The sequence below is a fragment of the Enterococcus sp. 9E7_DIV0242 genome (assembly GCF_002140975.2).
GTDB classification, from domain to species: Bacteria; Bacillota; Bacilli; order Lactobacillales; family Enterococcaceae; genus Enterococcus_L; species Enterococcus_L clewellii.
Window position 1 is genome coordinate 1,559,860 of the sequence record NZ_CP147247.1, and the last position, 22,088, is coordinate 1,581,947.

Genomic DNA, 22,088 nt, shown 5'->3' on the forward strand with positions numbered 1-22,088 from the left:
ACCGTCTTCTTGTTTATTTACAACTATTATATCTATAACTCAAAATAGTATGCAAACTTTCTTTTCTATTTTCCAGATCCTGTTGCCACACCGGCAATAAACTGCTTCTGGAAAATAATGTATACAATGATAACCGGAATAATAGAAATTGATGTTGCAGCGAACAAACCACCATAATCTGTTCCATATTGACCATTGAACATTCGAAGTCCAACTGAGATCAATTGTTTGTTTTCATCATTGATCACTAAGAACGGCCAGAGAAAATCCTCCCAGCTCCATAGGAATTGGAAAATTGCCAGACTTGCAATTGTGTTACGAGACATTGGTAAAATGATTTTATGGAAAATAAAGAAATCTGTTGCACCATCAACACGTGCAGCTTCAAGCATTTCATCAGATATCTGCGAAATAGATTGGCGAAACATGAAAATACCGAAACCACTGACCATCGCCGGAATAATCAATGCCTTATACGAATCCAGCCAGCCAAAGTCCATCATCATTTCATATTTTGGAATAATCGTCACAGCCCACGGCAGCATCATTGTACTCAATACGACGCCAAACAATAGATTTCTACCTCTGAATCGAAACTTCGCAAAGACAAACCCAACTAACGCGCTAGAATAAATCGTGATTGCTGTGATTGCCACTGAAATCAACAAACTATTGAAAAACATACGCATAAAATTGAACTTCTCTTGAACATCTACATAATTTTGAAGCGTTGTTGGCGTTGGAAAGAGTCCGCCGTCCACTCTGACGATTTCCTGATTGGTTGCAAAAGAAGAGAGAAGCATCCAAACAAATGGTACGACCGTCACTAAGGCTAAAAATAATAGGAATAAGTTGAATAGGATCTTTTTCGTTTTCATTTGTCCAGCTTCCCTTCCCCTGTAATTTTGAACATGATGATTGTTAAAATACCAATGATCACAAAGAGTATGATCGCCATTGCCGAAGCTGTACCAAAATTATATTTTTCAAAAGCTTCATCAAAAATCAAATAGGAGATCACATAGGTACTCGTCCCAGGTCCGCCTTTTGTCATAATCAGTATTTGTATATAAGCCTGTAAATAAGTAATCAGTGATGTAATGACTACAAAAAGAGTAGTTGGTCGTAACAGCGGCCAAGTGATTTGACTAAATTTCTGCCATTTACTCGCACCATCGATCGACGCTGCCTCGAACACATCCTCCGGTAAGCCCATCAGTCCTCCAAGAAAAATTACCGTAGCATAGCCAAAATCTTTCCAAATCGTCATGATAATAATTGCTGGCATAGCCCATTGAGAGTTCATCAGCCAGTTGATATCCAAGCCAAACAGTTTATTGATCAGTCCAAACTGTGGATTGAACATCCACATCCAAACAAAGGATACCGCAACTAATGGCGTGATCGTCGGCATATAGAACATCCCTCTAAAGAATGTCTTGAAGCGTGCCAGTTTTGAATACAGCAAAGTCGCCAGCCCCAGCCCAAGTACAACACGAAACACTACGGAGAAGAATGAAAAAATAAATGTATTGCTCATTGAACTCCAGAACAGTTTATTCGTTAAAACATTTTTAAAGTTCTCAAATCCGACGTAGTCATATTTATCAATCAAAGGATTCCAGTCATGAAGACTTCCTGCAAATGCTTTATAAATTGGATAGATAAGAAAAATAGCAAAATAGAGGACCAATAGTGTGATCGTCACATTCCTCAGATTAATGAATGCAGGTTTTATTGTTTTTTGTTCCATAATTACTCCCCCTTCATTCTTAGGAAGGACGGTCGGGGAAATCCCCGACGTCCGTTCCCAATCTATCTACTTTGCTTCATCAAAAAACGCATAGCTGGATTCCAATGAAGTAAAATCTGTATCCTTCATTTCAGATTCCATCTTTTCTTGTCCATCCTTGATTGCCTGCTTCATTTCTTTTCCGTTATAAAGTACATCATCCAATGTTTGATCTGCTGTCTTTTCAACAGTAGCAGGGAACGCACCCGGCCAGATCAAGCGATCCACACGTGGAGCAATCGCACTTAAAACTGGATTTTCTAAAATTTCAGTATCTTCAGCCAACGATTTTTTGGTTGGGAATGAAGCAAGAGCCAACGCACCTTTTTTAGAGTATTCATCATTTGCCAAGCAATACTTCAAGAAATCCTGTCCAACAGCCTGTTGCTCTTCAGACTGGTTCTTATTGATCCCCGGAGTACTTTCTCCATTGTAGCGGTCATAAGCAAATGGCGTTTCTTCCGTTGGTGTTGGCGTTGGGAACACTCCAAAATCAATATCCGGATAATTCGTATTTAGCTCATTCAGATACCAGCCCCACATATAAACCATAGCAGACTGCCCATTACCAAAGCTTTGTTTCGCTTCTTTACCAAAGTCTTTTGAACCAACCTTATCTTTTTCATACAAGTCAATCAGAAACTGCATATTTTCAACTGTTGTCTTGTTGTCATAATTAACTTTTGTGCCGGACTCATCAAACAACAATGTTCCTTTCTGATAGTTCAAGCCTTCATAAATCGCACTATAGTTTTCAAAGTTATAGTTGAAGCCGGCCTGAGTAATTTGGTCTCCTTCAGTTTTAGTCAATTTCTTCGCTACTTCTCTGAACTGATCCCATGTTTTCGGAATATCTGCCTCCGTCAGTCCAGCTTCTTTCCACATCGTTTTGTTGTAATAAATATTTCCAGTGTTGATCAAGCTATCTGTGTAATAAACCTTACCATCGATCACATGAGGATCAACCGAAGTAAAGTCTGCCTTCAAGTCATCTACTGAAATATCATATGGCGCGAGATATGGAATCAAAATATCGTGCTGTGAATTATGAATATTAAAAATTGCTGGTCCATCTTTGCCCTTTAGAGATAGCGGAAGCTTTGTCCAATAGTCTTCCCAAGGCTGATTAACGATTTTGATTTCAACGTTTGGGTAGATTTTTTCATACTCTTTTGCCATTTCGATTGCCGGATCTCCTTCATTCCACGTCCAGTAATCAATTTTGATAGGTTCTCCATCGTTCACGAGTTTATTAGGGTCAAACTGAACCGTCTGGCCAATAATGTCCATCCCTTTATCCTCAGTTGTGTCCTTCGTCCCAGAGCTTGCTCCTTCATCTTTTTTTGATGAGGAACAGGCAGCCAATCCACCAATTAATAAAACTGAAAACAATGCTGTGATGACTCTCTTCTTCATTGTAAGCCCTCCTAAAATTTATAAGGTTTAACGTTAAACTTAATCTTACAAACAAAGTTTAACGTTAAACTAAAAAGTTGTCAAGCGCTTTCATGATATTTTTTTATTTTTAACGAAGATTATTATAGTTACATGTTATTCAATTTCATAAAGAAATTCTCTTTCGGGCGCTTTCTGTTTTTTAATGATGTTATTGAATTATTCTTTTTATTTACTTATCATTTCTGGTACTCAAATTACAGGCAAACAGTATCTCACAGTTTAATTTGTACTTCGCTTGGCTATTTAAAAAGGAGCGAGACAATACTATAGCTCAGCTCCTTGAATCCGAATAAACGGTGCATCCAAAGTCGTTCATTGTCTTCTCATTGAACATAGTTCGCTCCTTTGAACCTCTCGATTTATGGCTTATATCCTGTTCTATCCATCTCTGTGATTTCACGAATCACTTTACAAGGTACCCCAGCGGCAATTACGTTCGCAGGAATATCTTTTGTGATGACACTTCCAGAACCAATAATAGTGTTATCGCCAATCGTTACTCCCGGATTTACCTGAACCCCAGCACCTAGCCAAACATTATCTCCGATTCTCACAGCGTCTGCATAACAAGCGCCATTTGTGCGCTCCCATGCGTCTACTGCATGATTCGAGGTATAGATACCAACTCTTGGGCCAAAAAGAACATTGTCACCGATCTCAATACTGCCACCATCAAGCATAACACAATCAAAATTGGCATAGAAATTCTTGCCTATCGATATGTTATAACCAAACTCACATCTGAAGGTTGGTTCAAAATGTACAGCTGTACCTATCGACTTTAATAATCGTTTTAATAGTGCTTCTCTTTCTTCTGATGATTTTCCAAAGCTGACATTGTACTCATTTGTAAGGAAAACTGCTTTTTCTCTCGCCTCGACTAGTTCCTTTGTTAAGTCATTATACATTTGGCCACTTAAAATAAATTGTCTCTGTTCTTCTAAATTCATTTATTTTACCTCATAAAGTTTTATTCACTAAAGTATATCACATGCAAAAAAAAGAATAATCACTATTAATGAATAGGCGAATCCACTTTTTAAACGTTTACACTAAAAGTTATTTTTCTATAGTTCATAGCCACTGTCAGTGCGACCTTTCAACAAAAAAGAACCTGAGGAGGTCCCCAAGTTCTCATAGTCAGTTTACGCTTTTTCCAGTACGCCTCGACTAATCATACCGTCCATCAGAAAATAGAATTTTTCTTGACTCATTGCGTGCTGCTCATTTTTAAAAATATTCATAGATTTCAAACCATTAGCTGTCGTTACTGACATCTTCAATGTTTGTAAATCTTTTGCCACTGTAATTTTCAACTTAAAGCCTTCTTTGCTCTGTGGTGTTGCATCCAATGAGCGGATCAATTGAAAATTACCGGAATTTGTTTCTGTAAAGCCATTATCTCGTAACGTATAGCGTTTTGCAGCTGGATTCATTTTGTAGAAAACGTCTGATCCTTCTACTGCTGCTTTTTCTTTAAATGCCATTTACTCACCTCTTTTATTCATTTCATCTTTCATTATAGTAGGAAAGTATCACTTTTTCTAGTCAATTTCTCTAAAATATCTAGTAGGCCTTCAGGCGGCGGACCGTTTTGATCAGTAAGTCTGAGAAACGTGCAACTTCTTCCTCTGTATTGCCATAGCCAAAGCTGATTCTCAGTGATTCCTTTACAGCCGGATGTTCTTTCCCATAAATAGCTTCCAACACATGGGAAGGGTCTACTGTTCCTGCGGTACAAGCCGAGCCAATCGAGACAGCCGCACCATTTAGATCCAGATGCATCAGTAGTAAATCACTGGAGACACCCTTAAACCAGATATTTAAAATATGAGAAAGCTTATTTTCTATATCCCCATTGACCTGATGTTCGATCTCAGCTTCCTCGAGTTTTTCCAGAATAATTTTCTGAAGTGCTGTATTCTTCGTTTTGTGTTTTTCCTTTTCTTCCAAGGAAAGCAGTTCGACTGCTTTGCCCATACCAGCAATACCAGGGATATTCTCTGTTCCGGCACGACGTTTTTCTTCTTGTTCACCGCCTCGAAGAAGTGGTTGAAATTTTAGTCCATCTTTTTTGTATAAAAAACCAACACCCTTTGGTCCATTGATTTTATGAGCCGAGGCACTGAGCAGATCAATCCCTGCTTCATAAGGGGCAATTTGTTCAGAGCCGAAAGCTTGCACTGCATCTGTATGGAATACTGCCTGATGCTCCTGCAGTAGTGCGCCAATTTCTTTGATTGGCATGAGCTGCCCCGTTTCACTATTACCGGAAACAATAGAGACCAAAATCGTGTCTTCCCTTAGAGCTTGACGAAAATCAGCCAAATCGATGCGTCCGGATAAACCCACAGGCAGATAGGTCACCTCGTATCCTTGGCTTTCTAAATAATGTAATGATTGTAAAACAGCCGGATGTTCTACCGCTGTTGTAATGATATGCTTGCCATGTTCTTTCATCACTGCTGCCGTCTCGATAATTGCAGTGTTATCACTTTCTGTTCCACCACTTGTAAAAATAATTTCGTGAGGCTTGACCTGCAAACTATCTGCAATACTTTGACGAACCGTCTCCAGTTTATGATGCGCCTCTCGTCCAACCCCATGGATACTAGAGGGGTTTCCAAAAATGCTGTGCATCACTCCTGTCATTTCTTCGATCACATCAGGATGCATCGGTGTCGTTGCAGCATGATCTAAATAAATGTATTTCATCGGATTCGTCCTTTCTCGATATGCTTTACTGAGTCATTCTAGCATAGACAACAGGTTTCCTCAAAGTATCTTTCATTCGCTTAAATCTTTTGCTCCTTTTTAAAGGTCAGGTAGCTACTATACGTAAATACTGCGATGCCCAGCCAAATAAAACCAAACGCTGTAAATTGAGCCATTGTATACGGTTCTTTAAATAGAAACACAGCAAATAGCAGCATGATTGTTGGATTGACGTACTGAATGAAACCGACAATGATATATGGAATTCGTTTCGCAGCTTCTGCAAACAGCAACAATGGAATTGCTGTAACGATCCCTGCACCCATCAAGAGAAGATTGATATTGAACTCATAAGCCATAAAACCTTTAGCTGAGAAGAAGAACAAATAAACGAATGCAACTGGTAATATGACAAAGGTTTCCAATGTCAGACCCGTATAAGAACTGACCTCAATTTTTTTCTTCATCAGTCCATAAAAACTGAAGGAAAAAGCCATAATTAGAGAAGCATATGGGACAACACCTGTTTGGATCGTTAGAAGCAATACACCAGTCAATGCCAACGCGCAAGCAAAAATCCCAGCCCTATTCAACCTCTCCTTTAAAATAACTGTTCCCAGCAATACGTTGACCAGTGGATTCATATAGTAACCGAGACTAGCTTCGGTCACTCTTCCTTGACCAACAGAATAAATAAAGGTAAACCAATTGATCGAGATCAAAATAGCCGCTACAATAATGCCAATAACTTTCTTTTTGTCTTTCAATACAGCTGTTACTTCCTGCATAAATGCCGGACCACGCTTAGTGATCAAAATATAGATACCCATGAATAAAAACGACCAAACAATGCGGTAACACAAAATATCCATTGAGTTTACAGTCGGCAACAACTTCCAATAAAGAGGAATGATTCCCCATAATACATAGGCTACCAAGCCTAAAATAATCCCTTTTTTCTGTTCTTTCATACGTTCTCCTTCCACTCTCTTCAACTCACTCATCGCTAGAGCACCTCGCCATTTCCTCCCTTATCCTCAAGCGCTTCCTATATTTTTCACAAATAATAGAAAGACACTTAAAATCGAAAATAGCTAAAACGACCGGAAGACAATCCACCCAGCCGTTTTACTTTTACTTTGTATGTCAATGATGATTTACTCTTTTTTCTTCAGATGGAACAATGGACTCATTGGTGTATTTTCATGAATTCTCTTTAGCGCTTCTCCCATGAGTGGTGCACAAGACACAATAGCTAAACACTCTGGTCTGCGATCTTCCGTTACAACCACTGAATCTGTGATACATAACTGTTTGATTGGCGAAGCATCAATTCGTTCCTTACCACCTTTTGAAAGCAACCCATGCGAACCACAAGCATAAACCTCAGCCGCTCCGTTCTCTTTCAAAATCTCGGCAGCAACAGTCAGCGTCTCGCCCGTATTGATGATATCATCAACTAAAATACAGGTTTTGCCTTTAACTTCTCCGATCACATAACCTGAACGAACGCCATCTACTTCTTCCTGATCCACGATTGCCAATGAAGCATCCAGATACTCTGATAAACTACGCGCTCGTTGAACCCCACTATTTTTTGGAGACACAACAACGATATTTTCTCCAGTAAGGTTCTTATCTTGATAATGCTGTGCAAACAACGGCATGGTAAACAGATTATCCACCGGAATATCAAAGAATCCCTGTACCTGTACTGTATGCAAATCCAATGTCAGCAGACGCGTTGCTCCTGCTTCAACAAGCATATTAGCTACCAACTTCGCTGTGATTGGTTCTCTCGGCTTCGCTGTACGGTCCTGACGGGCATACCCATAATAAGGCAATATCACGTTGATCGTTTTTGCACTCGCCCGCTTCAACGCATCAATCATAATCAACAACTCCATCAAATGATCATTTACAGGTGCATTCGTTGCTTGAATCAAATAAACATGATCCCCTCGAATACTCTCCTCAATGTTGATTTGAATTTCGCCATCACTAAACTGGCGAACAGTGCTTTCTCCTAATTTTGTTCCAACGACCTCAGCAATTTTTTCTGCCAAAGGTTTGTTGGCATTCAAACTAAAAATCCGCAATGTATCATCTTTGTATTTGCTGCCCATGATTTCCTCCATTTTCCTCATTCTACCTCATTTATTTTACCACTGATTGCCTGAAAAATCATGAAACTTTCACAAGTAATGTCAAAATACAGCTTGAATCTGCTGAAAAGTGATATCTATCTATCATTCTCTCACAAGTAACACGGAAATAGTTGTGAGGTGTCCTATTAAATCACTCGTTCCCTTTTCAAATTGACATCGGTTTAGATAGGTAAAGCGATGAAATAGAGTGGCCGTGTCATCAGACGTTTCCTTATAAATACATGGTACCCTTAATCGAACTATTGAGCCAATGAAAACAGTTGATATTTTTGACTATAGCACCACCAAAAAACGCACTCAACATGGAGTGCGTTCTTTGGTGAAAAGCCTAAATAGATTTTGGGGAAATCTACAAACTTTGTTTACTCTGCACTCAAAGAGTTCTTCTCATGCAAGGAAAACGTTAAAAGAATCTATAGTATCATTTATATGCAAAGACGATCAGGTTTGTTGCATCGTCAATACATGTCTGCAACGTAATTCGTTCACCACCGCCAGTACCGGTAATCATATCCCAGAGACTGTTACCTGTACCGATTTCTGTGGCATAATCATCTACCTTGGTTATGCTGCTGACTGTGTAAGTTGTGGGGGTTCCGGCACCATCAGTAACAATAATTTGACTGCCTCCACCAACTCCAAAAATAGCACTGAAGATCCCAGGGTTATGGCCGATAAAATGAGAATTTAATCCATCATCGCCAGACTGTACAGCTGCACCACCCCATGTAGAAACCGTCCCATTGGGATTGCCATCAATGATACCCTGCCCTCCTGAACCACCATTTTGATAAGGAATAGCCATACCATTGATATACATTACCATTGCTTGGTATGCTGGTGCACTAGGCTGTCCAGCAGTAGAATCACCAATCGTATTGGTCACAGTCGTTGGTTCATTGACATCAGGGGCCGCAGTTTCTACAACAGGAGTTTCTGCTACAGGCGCTACTTCTACAACAGTTGCTTCAGCAGCGATTGGTTCCTCTTCCACGACTGGTGTTTCCTGCACTGCAGGTTCTTCCTTCACATGCTCAGTTGCTTCGGCTTTCTTCTCTGCTTTTACTTTGACAATTGTGTATGTGCGCTCTGCCCAACCAATATTACCACTGTTATCGGTAGCAGAATACCGTACGATTTGTTTCCCAGCAGTAGCTGTATCGATGCTTTTGTCTGCAACTACTCTTGCTGAAATATCTCCATCCTGGTCATCAACCGCTTTGACCTTCTCGAGTACATTTACTTTTTGACCAACAGTAACTGTCACATCTTTAACTGAAACGACAGGAGCAGTTTTGTCCTCTTTACTTGTTTCGGTCGCTTTTTCCGTTGTATTTTCATCTGTTGACTGACTGCGAATTTCCGCAAATGTTGTTCCCCCAGCGACAGTTAATAAGGCAATAGCTATGACGACTTTCAATACATTGGCTTTCATGATAAATCCCTCCTGCTCAGTGATGAGATTTATACTTATCGATGAATGAAAACCCGTTTGCTTTCTACACTGCCATCATATATCTAATCGTTTGAAACAACTAACGATTAGACTGCTATATCTATTAATTTTTATGAAAAAACATGGTATAATCCTTGTTGTAACAGGATTATTTCAAAATCTTCTTAATCATGAGAACATTTTGAAACTAGGGGAGAATAAAACAATGGAACAACTTATCACAACAGAAATGACCAGAAAAATTCTATTATTGAATCTTTTATATGGTGCTGATGATTGGTTGACGACCGAAAAAATTTCAGCACGACTTCATTGTTCAACCAAGACAGTCATTGCTGATTGCCGGTATATCGAGGAACATTGGCCCGATCAGCTAACCATAGAAACCTCAAAAAAGAACGGCATCAAGTTAACCATATCTACTTACCATTCTATCCATGATATTTATGTCGATATCATTAAAAGCTCAGCCTCATTTACACTTATGGAAACAATCTTTTTTCATCCAGGAGAAAGCTCTGAGGAAATGGCAAATAGGGTTTTTCTCAGCAGCTCTTCACTCTATCGCTTATCGAGAAAATTAAATAAATCGTTGAAGGAACGCCATTTATCAATCGAGAGTAATCCCTTCCTTTTTTCAGGAACAAGCGAAAGGCAAATTCGCTATTTCTTTACTTCCTATTTTGTTGAAGTATATGGTGTCCATAAATGGCCCTTTCATTTTGACAAGGTGGCTCTACTCAATCTGGCGAAAAAATTCAATGCAGATTTCCAGCTCTATCTTAGTGATTTCCGCATTATTCGAATGGCTTTCTCTATTGCCGTGACATTAACTAGAATCCATCAGGGCTTCACTACACAAAAGGAAATGACTAATGACGACCAGCTAGTCGAGAAGCTGTCTCAGTGCATGATGGAAAGCTATCACGAAGAGTTGCTGGCTCTGGTGAAGGACTTGGATTTTCCCACCCATTCTGAGTGGCAAAAGGACTTTTGTTATAGCGTTTTTTGGTGGATATTTGGCAAAGATGAAGAAACAGAAGAAAAGACAGAACTGTTAGCTGAACAACTGATTCAAGGGGTAAATAAAGAATTGAATACCTCAATCGATGACATTAGTCGTAAAAAAATCAATCAAATCATTCGAAATCTCTATTGTTACCACCAAATCTATCCTTACAAAAAACATATTATCTATTCCCGTTTTTTCTACTCGGGGAAATCAATCAAACAAAATTTTATCCTTTTTTCGACCCGCATTTCAAAGATACTAACAGAACACGAAACCAGTGACGGACTCCCTTGGAATACATTCTATTTAAATGAAGTGCTTCATGACTTCATGCTCTATTGGGAGGACTTACCAACACAGTTATTCAATAACCGTGGAAAAGTTTCTATTGCTGTCCTAAGCGATCTCGGAAAAGAACATGCTGAAGTGATGGGGACGATTTTGAAGATGAATTTTCTGAATAATGTCAGCGTGACGACACAAAACACCTCACTCTTCGACCCACCAAAGCAACAGGTCGCGAGCAAACGCGACCTGTATGTTAGTAACCATCATATAGAACACGTTTCACAGGAGAAAGTAGTCGTGGTTGAGGATATCCTTTCATCAAAAAATATTGTTGATTTAAGAAAGATCATCGAACAGAATCAGCTGTTCGCATTTGCTGCAAAAAAGAAGGCAGCAGCTTCCACGAAACATCTGTAAAACAAAAAATAGGCTTGAAGCACGATCCAAAAAGGAAGTACTTCAAGCCTAACTATTTACGTAAATTTTTGGGGAAAATCTACATACTCTTATTAACCATTTCAATGGTAATTATTTATATACAATGACCACTCACTCTTATAAGTGTCATTGATACATACAGCTTTTCTTTGTCTGTACCCGCGAAGCACAGAGCAAATGATTCTCGCAGGTGAGCTCCTGCTGCGAAAACAATGCAGTACTACTTTTTGAATCATTGATGCTTAATTGTAGAAAGAATACACAAACGGCTGGTTTTGTCGAACATCGATAATTCTAAATCTGCTTTTGTTTACACTGTTATGATATCCTGTTTTATTGAAAACAACCAGTATTTATTTTAGAAAAAAAGTTAAAATCAAGCGAAAAAAATGATATAATCCTTGATATAAATGAATTATTTCTATTTTTTCATTTGATAAGAACTTTTTGAAATGAGGAGGAAAAGTGACTATGGAACGACTGCTTTCTACTAAAATAGCTCGAAGAATCTTGTTATTGAATTGGCTCTATGGCGCAGAAGATTGGATCACAGCTGAGAGACTAGCCACTAAACTTCGTTGCTCTGTAAAAACAGTGTTCAAAGATTGTGACTATTTGGAATCACATTGGGAAGATCACTTGACAATCGATGTCTCAAAGAAAAAAGGACTGAAAATGTCTCTTTCTTCTAATCACTCTGTTCATGATATTTATGCAGATATCCTCAAAGGTTCAGATGCGTTTACATTATTGGAAGCCGTTTTTTTTCATCCTGGTGAAGATTCAGAAGCCTTAGAAAAAAGATGCTATATGAGCAGCTCCACACTCTATCGTCTCTATCGAAAAATAAACATCCCTTTAAAAGAACGAAGCCTGAAACTTGAAAGAAACCCTTTCGCCCTATCAGGAAATAGCGAACAGGACATTCGTTATTTCTTCTCTTATTATTTCGTAGAAGTATATGGCGTTCATCGTTGGCCCTTTAAACTAGAAAAAGAAAAAATTCTTAATATTGTCCAAAAATTAAACAATGATTTCCAACTTTATCTCAGTGATATTCGTGTTATCCATCTGGCCTTTTCCATAGCCGTATCACTTACCAGGATCGAGCAAGGTTATATGAGTCAGTATGAATCACCAGACACAACTGTGTTCCGAACAAGTGCCGGAGCTGTTACTTCTATGGAATATAGAAATGAACTTTCTCCCTTTATTGATGATTTGGCTCTCTCTTTGCCTGAAGATTGGTATGAGGATTTTAGTCAGACTGTCTTCTGGTGGCTTCCTTGCCGGAAAACAGATGAAGGAAAACAAGTGCTTCACGCTGTAGAATTTCTCATTAGTGAAATACAATCAAGCTTGAACCTATCCATAGACGCACAAAGTCACGAAAAAATAACTAAGGTTATCCAAAATATTTATTGCCTTCACCAGATGTATCCTTATAAAAAGCATATCATCTACTCGCGCTTCTTCTATTCCGGGAAATCAATCAAACAGAATTTCATCCTGTTTTCGGCCTTCACTTCCAAGGCTTTAGGACAGCTGGAAAAAGAAAGCGGTTTTCCTTGGAAAAGTATGTATTTGAATGAGATCCTTCATTGTCTGATGTTGTATTGGCAGGAATTACCGGCACAGCTTTTCAAACGTAGGGGGAAGGTCTCTATCACTGTTTTGAGTGATCTAGGGAAAGAACACGCTGAAGTGATGAGCTCAATCATAAAAATGGTTTTTACAAATAATGTGGTTGTTACAACACAGCACGCCTCACTCTTAAATACCCTGAGCAAAAATTCGGTTGAAAAGAGCGATCTTTATGTCACCAATCATCGTATTCAATACTTGGCAGGTGAGCGAGTTGTGGTTGTCGAAGATATCTTGTCACAAAGAAATATTATTGAACTGCGAAAAATCATAGAGCAAAATCAATTGCGTGCATTTAGACGAGCAAAAAGACAAGCAATGATCTCTAATTAGCGTTGGAGATCATTGCTTGTCTTCTTTTTATGCGTATTTCTATAGCTATTTCAAAAACTATTATTTCCTCAATTTAACGAACGAAAAACTATTTCTCCATTTTTCCGGAAAACAAGTTGACAGTCTACACTTGATACGATATCCTATAACTTGTGTTAGAAGAATGCCGCCTTAGCTCAGTTGGTAGAGCGCAGCCATGGTAAGGCTGAGGTCGACGGTTCAAGCCCGTCAGGTGGCTTACTATAAAACGCTGAAACCTTTTTATATCAAGGGTTTCAGCGTTTTTTCATTTGTCTTTCCACGAAATTTTCATAGGCCAAAGAAGTGAAAAAGCTTTTAACTAGAAGATATAACACTCAGACTATTTAAGTATGAAATATCTCAGTCATATCTCTTTCGTTTAGAGGATGATGGAATATTCATTGCCTCCCGATATTTCGCAACCGTTCTTCGAGCAATTTCTATGTTGTTTTCCTTTAGTCTTTCCACTAATTTTTGGTCAGATATTGGTTTTGCTTTATTCTCCTGATCAATCATTTCCTGGATCAGCTTCTTTACATTACTAACCGATGTATCTTCTCCTTCATTATCTGAACTGGCTAAGCCTTGGGAGAAAAAGGACCGAAGCTCAAATGAACCAAACTCCGTTTCTAAATATTTTCCATTGACAGTTCTACTAACTGTCGACTCGTGGATGTCTAATTTTTGAGCAATTTCCTTTAAAGTCATTGGTTTCAATGGACGCTCAGGCTTCAAAAAGAACTCTTGTTGCCGCTCAACAATTTCTGTTCCTACTCTTAAAATCGTATCGCCACGTTGAACAATGGTTTTTTGTAGCCATTCAAATTCCTTTTTCTTTTCTGAAATATATTCCTGAACTTCTAAGTCTTCTGTCTTTTCCATCTTACTGAAATAGGCCTGCTGAAAACGAATCGTCGGTATTCCCTCTCTATTCGAAATAACAGTTGGATGCCCATCTACGACCTTCACTTTTAAATCCGGTCGAACATACAGACCTGCTGTTGAGCCAAATATACTTCCCGGTGAAGGAGTCAATGTTTGAACATAGTCAAACACTTCCTGCACATCTGACAGCTCAATATCAAATTTTTTGCTGATTACTGCCCATTTTCGATTGGCAAAGGCTTCAAACTCTTCCTCGATAATAATATAAGCCAGTACAGGTGATCGGTCATCTCGCTCGATTTGAAGCAAAAGACATTCCCTCAAATCTCTGGCCCCTACCCCTGCCGGATCAAGCTGTTGCAGTAAGACCAGCGCATCTAAAATTTGAATTGAATCTGCTCCGGTCTGTTCTGCTGCCTGCTCTAAAGAAATCGTCAGATAGCCATTCAAATCAATAAACTCGGCTAAAAAAAGGACGAGTTTTCGTAAGAATGTATCTCGATAGTTTAAATGAATCTGATCGATTATATACTCGAATAATGAAAGTGGACTATCTGGAATCTGATTCATCAAATTGGATTCTTTTTCGTTCGTATATTGTCCGGACGAAGTACCAGAGTATGTATAGTCGGTTACATTTGTCTGTAACTCAATCAATGGATTCTCCAGTGCTTTATTCTCAATAAATGCCTGAAGTTCCTCAGTATTGTATTGCAGTACCTGTATCGATTGTTGCAGCTGTTGTGTCATGGCAAGTTTCTGTATTTGCTTTTGCTGTTGAGAAAAGTGCTGCTCAAATTTCATAAATTTCACTCTCCCACTTGTTTTTTTTCGTAATATCCGATAAACTAGTATTCGTGCTTGCGCCCTTAGTGTAGTGGATATCACGTAAGATTCCGGTTCTTGAGACGGGGGTTCGATTCCCTCAGGGCGCGTAACTTAATAGCTCATTTAGAAAATCTTGTTTCTCAAAGATTTTCTTTTTTTGTGCTATTTTACATCAAGCGATACCAAGCTTCTCATTTATTCATTGTATCACAAATTTAATTGCCAGAACGTAACGATAAGGCTTGTTCCGCTCAACTTTTACCTTCTTATTTCAAAAATTCAATCATTTTTTTCGGTTCACTGCACACTTTTCTTCCATTCCTTCAAGCATAGCCAAGATAGTATTTTTTTACCGAAAGAACATCAGCTAATTGCTCGTTTCTAACAAAAAAATAGAGCTGAGACATTCGTATGTCACAACTCCTTAAACTCTAAAAAACAGTGGGACAGAAGCAGAAATTTCTTTTGCTGCCTGCACATTTTAGAGCTTACAAGTACGACGAATAATCGCAAAAGCAACACCCTTTTATTGCTTGAAGCATATATTTCTGTTCCAACCTCATTCATACTGCTGTTTATATCGTCAAGCTGGCTAATTCAAAGCGGATCTTATATTGCAGTTCTTGAACGCTGCTCGCCTCTTCAGTAGTCAACTCATTTCTGTATTTTCTTGCTGCTTCGTCACTGTAGGAAGCAATATAGCACATCGCCCATAGCTTCGGTTCTTCGATCAAACGATCAGAAAACGGATAAATCAATGCAAAGTGGATGCGAATCTCCTCCAGCAAATCCAAATACAGAATATGATTGTTATGCATTAATTCTTTTTCTAAATATAAAACGATTCGCTGATAGGAAGAGGTTTCCAACGGTCGAGCCAAAGTCGCTGGAACGACAGTATATAGCTGATTGTCTCTCCACAAAAATTCAACATTCTTTTTATAGTGTAGGCGAGACAACTCTTCAAGAACTCGCGAACGGACAAGATTATGGATTTTTGAATCTACGAGAATCTCTTTAGCTATCTCATAGAATTCTTCCTGCGGCAATTGAGCAGATTTTCTAATAATGGACAGTTGTTGATAGTAATCACAACGATTTAACCCCTTAAGCTCTTTCTTCAGCGCTTCAATTCTTTTCACTTCAAATTGTTGATACAGCAACTCCGATTGACGCACTTTCTTTTTCACGCCAACTAACGCCCTCATCTCACCACTATTTTCCATTAAAATCCGCTCATTGATAATCCCATGGGCAGATAGAAATTGGTAATTAAGGATCAATACCTGAATGTACGTCTCCATATACTCGATGCAGGAAAGGTATTGTTTCTTCATTTCTTCTGCAAGTGTCAAGGCTTCTTGATTCTCCCCAATCGCTATGTAGGTGTTTACCATTAAATAATTTAACGGGAACTCCTGGCGTATGGCGTATGCTTCCTCATAATATGAAATAGCTTCTTGCATGTTTTTCTGAGCCGCCGCTTCTTTTCCGAGCTCAATAAACCGATCATAATTTTTAGGAAATTGTACTTTATTGTCCATCAGAGATGCCACCCTTCTAAAAACCCTTACGATTTATCTATTAAGTAAATAATAACAAAAAAAGAAAACAGTGTACACCACAAAAAGATGGAAATTCATGCGATTTAGAAGCCTTTTCTTTTATTTCTCAATAAAGATTTCTTAAAATGATTGCGGTTTCTTCTACTCCGCTGGCATTCATCTTTTCAGCCTTTTCTGCTAAAGAAAATCCTGTATATAATTCTTTGGTCAATTCATCTTCTACTTTAAACTCTTTGACTGTTTCAACATGGATAGATTCCGGCTCTAATTCTTGTACACTATCCCAACCGGTATCAATAAATATCTTTGTATTTTCAGAAACCTGACGATTATTTTCTAAGTCAGAAATGATTTTTTTCAGTTCGCCGAATGTCATTGCTCTTACTTGATGTTCCATTGAATGTCCCCCTGTATTTGTTCAAGTGATGCCTTTGATTCTATCATATTCAGCCACAAATAGATAGACACGACAGGATTTATTGGCCTTCATTGCTGTGAAGAAACTTGATCAATTTCATGGCCCTAAAGCCGGTTTAATAATGAAGAAGGAGATTCACAAAAAACGTGAATCTCCCCATCCTGTTAGAAGAAAGCAACATATATTTCGCTAGCAAAATTATCTGACCTGCAGTCCTGTTATTCTACCGTCACACTTTTTGCTAGATTCCTCGGTTTATCCACATCATATCCTCTATGCAAGGTTGCAAAGTAAGCGATCAACTGTGTTGGCACAACACTGACTAATGCGCTCAGCAAAGGATGAACATCAGGAATGATTAGCTGATCTTCTTTTCCCGCTAAGGAGTCACTTACGATTCGCAACGTCTTAGCACCTCTGCTCTCCACCTCTTTCAAGTTTCCTCTTGTATGTGCCGCAGTTCTTTCATCCGTAATAATTCCAATAACGGGCGTTCCTTCTTCGATCAGTGCAATCGTTCCATGCTTCAATTCTCCGGCTGCAAATCCCTCTGCTTGAATATAGGATATTTCCTTCAGCTTCAATGCTGCTTCCATCGACACATAGTAATCCATTCCTCGTCCTATATAAAACGCATTACGAGTATCTGATAGAAAATCCTCGACAAACTGACTAATCATCATTTTCTCATCAACAATCGTCTCCATCACCGTTGCAACTAAGCTCAGCTCAGCAGAAAGATCAAAGGCTGCCGCCTGTTGATTCTTTTTTGCATTTCCTACCGCTGAAGCTAAGGTAGCCAGAACCGCGATTTGAGCTGTATATGCTTTTGTAGAGGCCACCGCAATTTCAGGACCAGCATGAAGTAACAAGGTGTGCTTTGCTTCTCTTGATAACGTAGAACCTGAAACATTCGTCAATGTCAATGATGGATGTCCTAGCTCATTGATTTTTACCAATACTTGACGACTATCTGCCGTCTCACCGCTTTGGCTCAAGAAAAGGAACAAAGGCTTCTCAGATAATAGCGGCATGTTGTAGCTAAATTCACTGGAAAGATGAACTTCTGTCGGAATTCCTGCCAATTCTTCCAAAAGTCGTTTTCCTGCCCAACCGGCATGGTAGCTTGTTCCACAAGCAACAATATATATGCGGTCACATTGAGCAACTTCAGTAACAATTGAAGAATCCAACAATGTTGTTCCTTCTTCATTTGTATACTGCGCAAGGATTCGACGCATCACACTTGGCTGCTCATCAATTTCTTTGAGCATGTAATACGGATATGTCCCTTTTTCAATATCATTCAAATCTAGTTGTGCTTCGTATGATTCGCGGAAAACCAAGTTGCCTTTTTGATCTTCGATCTGAATTTTATCTTGTCCGACAATAACCAGCTCACCATCTGCAATTTCTACAAAGTGATTGGTTTCTTGCAGCATTGCCATTGCATCACTACAAATAACATTGAAGCCATCACCCAATCCTATTAATAAGGGACTCTTATTTTTCGCTACATAGATAACATCTGGCGCCTGTTCATCAATCAACGCAAACGCATAAGATCCTTTGATTACACTTAATGCCTGTTGGAACGCTTCTTTTGTTGTTTCAGTTGTTTTAGAAAAATGAGCAATCAAATGTACAACAATTTCTGTATCTGTCTCACCTTCCAATGAATGCTCTTGAAGAAATTCCTGTTTTATTTCTTCAAAATTTTCGATTACTCCGTTATGAACCAAAGTAAATCGACCATTCTCTGAAGTATGAGGATGTGCATTTCTCTCGCTTGGTCTGCCATGCGTAGCCCAACGCGTGTGCCCAATGCCAATTGTTCCGTTCAGCTCTCCTGTGATTTTCTTCTGTAAATCAGCGATACGACCTTGGGATTTGACCAAATGATTTTCTCCCGATCCGTTCGTTACATAAATTCCGGCTGAGTCATAGCCTCTATATTCTAATTTCTCCAACCCCTGCAATAAAATATCTGCAGCGTTCTCTTTTCCGATAATTCCAACGATTCCACACATAATGTCTTTTCCTACTTTCTCACATCAATTTGTCTGCAACAAAATTCAGCATTATATGTCTCTATCTGCATGGCCAGTGTTTTGTTATGACTTCACAGCCATTCTTTGTACTGTCCTGTAGAGTGCAGTCCCTGAAGCCACCCGCCGATAATTCGATAAGCTTCTCCCTCGTCACCTGGTTATCAAGCCAGATCTGGCGCTCTCCATTCTAAATTGGTATAGATACCTCCTTTTAATAAAACTCATAGAAACATATTAAATATTATAATACACAGTTTAAGTTGTCAACAAAAAAATAAGAAAAAACGAAAATTGGTATACTTGAAATAAACTTATAACCGAAAGAAAGAGGGACCCTATCAAGCCCCTCTTTCTTTCAGCTGTATAAACTTTATTGAAATGGATTGTAGAAACGTCCACCGTTTACTTTGAACAATGAAAAACTGAAAATCGTCAATAGAACCCCTAGCAGCATAACTAAAAAATCAACCTTATGAAATGGTTGCTGTGCATACCAAGTACGCTTTTTCTTCTCACCAAAGCGGCGAAGCTCCATCGCTGTACTGATGGTTTCTATTCGATCTAAACTCGACAAAATCAGCGGAAAAACAATTTGTGCCATTCCTTTAATTCGCTGACTGAACTTGCCTTTTCTAGACAGCTCATAGCCACGAGCTTGCTGAGCCAAGGAGATATCAAAATAATCTTCCTGAATATCTGGGATGTAGCGAATCGCCAAAGCAACTGCATAACTGATTTTATAACTGACACCCAGACGATTCAAGCTTGAAGCAAATTCACTTGGGTTTGTCGTCAATAGAAAAATCAGTGCTAAAGGAATTGTACAAAAATACTTCAAAACCAAATTAAACTCATAAAATAATTGCTCAGAGGTCAGTGTAAACCGTCCGATCCCTCCCCACAAAACTGTTCTACTCCCATATAATTCCACACCATACTCCGGTGAAAAAAGATAGACAGCTAAAATATTCAGTACAGAAAAAACAAAAATAAATTTGATAACAAACGAAATTTGGTGCCACTTGATATTGGATAGCTTGAATAAAACAACCGAAGCTACACTCATGCCCAACAAAAAGCGCGTATCATAGGTTGTCATACAAGCAACTGACAACAGGATCAAAAATAACAGTTTCGTTGTCCCATTTAGTTTGTGGATCAGTGTATCATCTGGGGTGTAACCCAACATTTGATGCTCACTCATTTTCTACGCACCTCCTGGTCATACGTCATGAAATTCTCAGTAAATAGATATGGATCGGGTAGAGACAAGTGCTTAGCAAACGTAAAAAGGCTCGTTTCTTTCAAAGAGGCTTTACTAATCAACGCTTCATCTGTCAGTACATCGACCGGCTTCGTGTCCGCAATGATCTTCCCATCAAATACGACAAGTGCACGCTCGGTATATTCCAGCATCAAGTGCATGTCATGCGTAATCATCACTACCGTCATTCCCGATTGATTGAGTGACTTCAAGAACGTCATCATCTCTGTATAATGCTTGAAATCCTGTCCCGCAGTTGGTTCATCCAGAATGATCATTTCTGGTTCAAGAACTAGTATTGAAGCAATCGTTACCCGCTTCTTCTGTCCAAAGCTCAAAGCAGAAATCGGCCATTTTCTAAATGAATACAGCCCACAAACCTCTAGCGCTTTTTTCACTCTACGCTCGATTTCCTCTTCAGAGACTCCCCTCAAGACTAAACCAAGAGCAACCTCCTCCCAAATCATTTTTTTTGAAATCATTTGATTCGGATTTTGCATGACAAAACCAATTTTATCTGCTCGCTCTTTGATTGAAGACTGGTCAAACGATTGTCCTTCCCACGCCATCGATCCGGACGAAGGTGTGATAAAACCACAAATTGCCTTACATAGAGTAGATTTCCCAGCCCCATTTTTCCCAACAATACTGATCATCTCGCCTTTGTTCAACGTCACGCTGATTTGGTCCAACACGTTCCGACCATTTTTAGTATAACGATAATTGATAGCTTTCAGTTGTAGCTGTGGCTGTTCATGCTTTTTTTTGATCGGTTCAGCTATGTCTTTCATCCAAACAGCTATCTCTTCTTTCAGGCCACTTCCAGCGACCTGTTCAATATCGGATAAATTAGTAACAGTTGATAAATCAACGCCGGCATACTTCATCGCCGTAACATAAAGAGGCTCACGAATGCCCTGCTCACTCAAAATAGAGGTTTGCAGTAACTCATCTGGAAGCATATCCGCAATGATTCGCCCATCATTGAAAACAATCACGCGATCGACCGGACGATATAAGACATCCTCTAGACGATGTTCAATGATAACCACGGTCGTCTCTGTCTGCTTATGCAGCTGATCGATCAACGCCACTGTTTCTTTCCCAGTTGCCGGATCAAGATTGGCCAACGGCTCATCAAATAACAGAATAGGCGCTTCATCGATCAATACACCTGCCATGGACACACGTTGCTTTTGCCCACCGGACAGATCCTGTGGGCGATGTGAGAGGAACTGATCCAACTCCACCGTTTCAGCCCAGCGCCCAACCTCTGCTCGCATCTCAGATAACTCTACCTCATCATTTTCCAAAGCAAAGGCAATGTCTTCACCAACTGTTAAACCTACGAATTGGCCATCTGTGTCTTGAAGAACAGTCCCCACATCGAATGATAAATCGAACAAACTTGTTTCAGTCAGTTCTTTTCCATTGATTGTCACACTGCCTTGTATTTCTCCCTCATAAGTATAAGGGATCAGTCCATTGATACATTGAGCAAAGGTCGACTTTCCGCTACCGCTCGGCCCTACGATAAGAACTTTTTCACCTTTATAAATCGTCAAATCAATGTCATGCAAGGTCGGTTCTGCCTGGCTGTGGTATTGGAAAGTAAAATTTTTAAATTGAATGAGCGGTTGCTTCATAATTTCTCTCCTTTATTTCTAGGATGTATCTGAAACTCTAGATGTGTCCGATCGTTTCAGATATCTCTGAATCACATTAAAATAACTGAGTCCATCCTCAATGTTT

The 22,088-nt window shown here is 39.2% G+C and carries 17 protein-coding genes and 2 tRNA genes; 4 read left to right on the top strand and 15 right to left on the bottom strand.

Annotated elements, in window-relative coordinates; all coding sequences use genetic code 11:
• Positions 1-65: 65 nt before the first annotated feature.
• From A5888_RS07275 to A5888_RS07315, 9 genes are all read right to left on the bottom strand, one after another.
• Positions 66-878, bottom strand: coding sequence for a carbohydrate ABC transporter permease (locus A5888_RS07275; RefSeq protein WP_086350408.1), 813 nt, complete (start codon positions 876-878; stop codon positions 66-68).
• Complete coding sequence (locus A5888_RS07280; protein ID WP_086350409.1) at positions 875-1,753, bottom strand: carbohydrate ABC transporter permease; 879 nt, start codon at positions 1,751-1,753, stop codon at positions 875-877. The genes A5888_RS07275 and A5888_RS07280 overlap by 4 nt, the downstream gene beginning before the upstream one ends.
• Before the next feature lie 66 nt (positions 1,754-1,819).
• On the bottom strand, positions 1,820-3,208 hold the full coding sequence (locus tag A5888_RS07285) for an extracellular solute-binding protein (protein WP_086350410.1): 1,389 nt from the start codon (positions 3,206-3,208) through the stop codon (positions 1,820-1,822).
• Positions 3,209-3,609: 401 nt separating this feature from the next.
• Complete coding sequence (locus A5888_RS07290) at positions 3,610-4,200, bottom strand: sugar O-acetyltransferase (protein ID WP_170924863.1); 591 nt, start codon at positions 4,198-4,200, stop codon at positions 3,610-3,612.
• Between the two features lie 195 nt (positions 4,201-4,395).
• Complete coding sequence (locus tag A5888_RS07295; RefSeq protein ID WP_086350411.1) at positions 4,396-4,737, bottom strand: DUF1831 domain-containing protein; 342 nt, start codon at positions 4,735-4,737, stop codon at positions 4,396-4,398.
• 79 nt (positions 4,738-4,816) lie between these two features.
• Positions 4,817-5,965 (bottom strand): cysteine desulfurase family protein, encoded by a 1,149-nt coding sequence (locus A5888_RS07300; RefSeq protein WP_086350412.1) that lies wholly within the window; start codon positions 5,963-5,965, stop codon positions 4,817-4,819.
• 80 nt (positions 5,966-6,045) lie between these two features.
• On the bottom strand, positions 6,046-6,969 hold the full coding sequence (gene rarD, locus A5888_RS07305; RefSeq protein WP_339102021.1) for an EamA family transporter RarD: 924 nt from the start codon (positions 6,967-6,969) through the stop codon (positions 6,046-6,048).
• 153 nt (positions 6,970-7,122) lie between these two features.
• Entirely contained in the window at positions 7,123-8,091 is a 969-nt protein-coding gene (locus A5888_RS07310; protein ID WP_086350413.1) for a ribose-phosphate diphosphokinase, read from the bottom strand.
• A gap of 463 nt (positions 8,092-8,554) precedes the next feature.
• The gene (locus A5888_RS07315) at positions 8,555-9,568 is read right to left on the bottom strand and encodes a sortase domain-bontaining protein (protein WP_139843897.1); all 1,014 of its coding nucleotides are present in this window, start codon (positions 9,566-9,568) and stop codon (positions 8,555-8,557) included.
• 226 nt (positions 9,569-9,794) lie between these two features.
• On the opposite strand from A5888_RS07315, the gene A5888_RS07320 reads away from it, so the two are divergent.
• From A5888_RS07320 to A5888_RS07330, 3 genes are all read left to right on the top strand, one after another.
• Positions 9,795-11,306 (top strand): helix-turn-helix domain-containing protein, encoded by a 1,512-nt coding sequence (locus A5888_RS07320; protein ID WP_086350414.1) that lies wholly within the window; start codon positions 9,795-9,797, stop codon positions 11,304-11,306.
• 492 nt (positions 11,307-11,798) lie between these two features.
• Complete coding sequence (locus A5888_RS07325) at positions 11,799-13,304, top strand: helix-turn-helix domain-containing protein (RefSeq protein ID WP_086350415.1); 1,506 nt, start codon at positions 11,799-11,801, stop codon at positions 13,302-13,304.
• A gap of 165 nt (positions 13,305-13,469) precedes the next feature.
• Positions 13,470-13,542: transfer RNA gene (locus tag A5888_RS07330), tRNA-Thr, on the top strand.
• A gap of 143 nt (positions 13,543-13,685) precedes the next feature.
• On the opposite strand, the gene rpoN is transcribed toward A5888_RS07330, so the two are convergent.
• Positions 13,686-15,014 carry an RNA polymerase factor sigma-54 gene (gene rpoN, locus A5888_RS07335; protein WP_086350416.1) on the bottom strand — a complete coding sequence of 443 codons (1,329 nt, stop codon included), beginning with the start codon at positions 15,012-15,014 and terminating at the stop codon, positions 13,686-13,688.
• A gap of 59 nt (positions 15,015-15,073) precedes the next feature.
• On the opposite strand from rpoN, the gene A5888_RS07340 reads away from it, so the two are divergent.
• A tRNA-Arg gene (locus A5888_RS07340) sits at positions 15,074-15,145 on the top strand.
• Between the two features lie 468 nt (positions 15,146-15,613).
• Here the strand turns inward: A5888_RS07340 and A5888_RS07345 are convergent.
• The 5 genes from A5888_RS07345 to A5888_RS07365 all read right to left on the bottom strand — a co-directional run bounded on the left by A5888_RS07345 (position 15,614) and on the right by A5888_RS07365 (position 21,982).
• On the bottom strand, positions 15,614-16,582 hold the full coding sequence (locus A5888_RS07345) for a hypothetical protein (protein ID WP_086350417.1): 969 nt from the start codon (positions 16,580-16,582) through the stop codon (positions 15,614-15,616).
• A gap of 127 nt (positions 16,583-16,709) precedes the next feature.
• Positions 16,710-17,000, bottom strand: a complete 291-nt coding sequence (locus A5888_RS07350) for a hypothetical protein (RefSeq protein ID WP_086350418.1) — start codon at positions 16,998-17,000, stop codon at positions 16,710-16,712.
• A 239-nt stretch (positions 17,001-17,239) separates the two neighbouring features.
• Complete coding sequence (glmS, locus tag A5888_RS07355; RefSeq protein ID WP_086350419.1) at positions 17,240-19,051, bottom strand: glutamine--fructose-6-phosphate transaminase (isomerizing); 1,812 nt, start codon at positions 19,049-19,051, stop codon at positions 17,240-17,242.
• 391 nt (positions 19,052-19,442) lie between these two features.
• A complete protein-coding gene (locus tag A5888_RS07360; RefSeq protein WP_086350420.1) occupies positions 19,443-20,276 on the bottom strand; it encodes an energy-coupling factor transporter transmembrane component T family protein in 834 nt (277 codons plus the stop codon).
• Positions 20,273-21,982, bottom strand: coding sequence for an ABC transporter ATP-binding protein (locus tag A5888_RS07365; RefSeq protein WP_086350421.1), 1,710 nt, complete (start codon positions 21,980-21,982; stop codon positions 20,273-20,275). The genes A5888_RS07360 and A5888_RS07365 overlap by 4 nt, the downstream gene beginning before the upstream one ends.
• Positions 21,983-22,088: the final 106 nt, after the last annotated feature.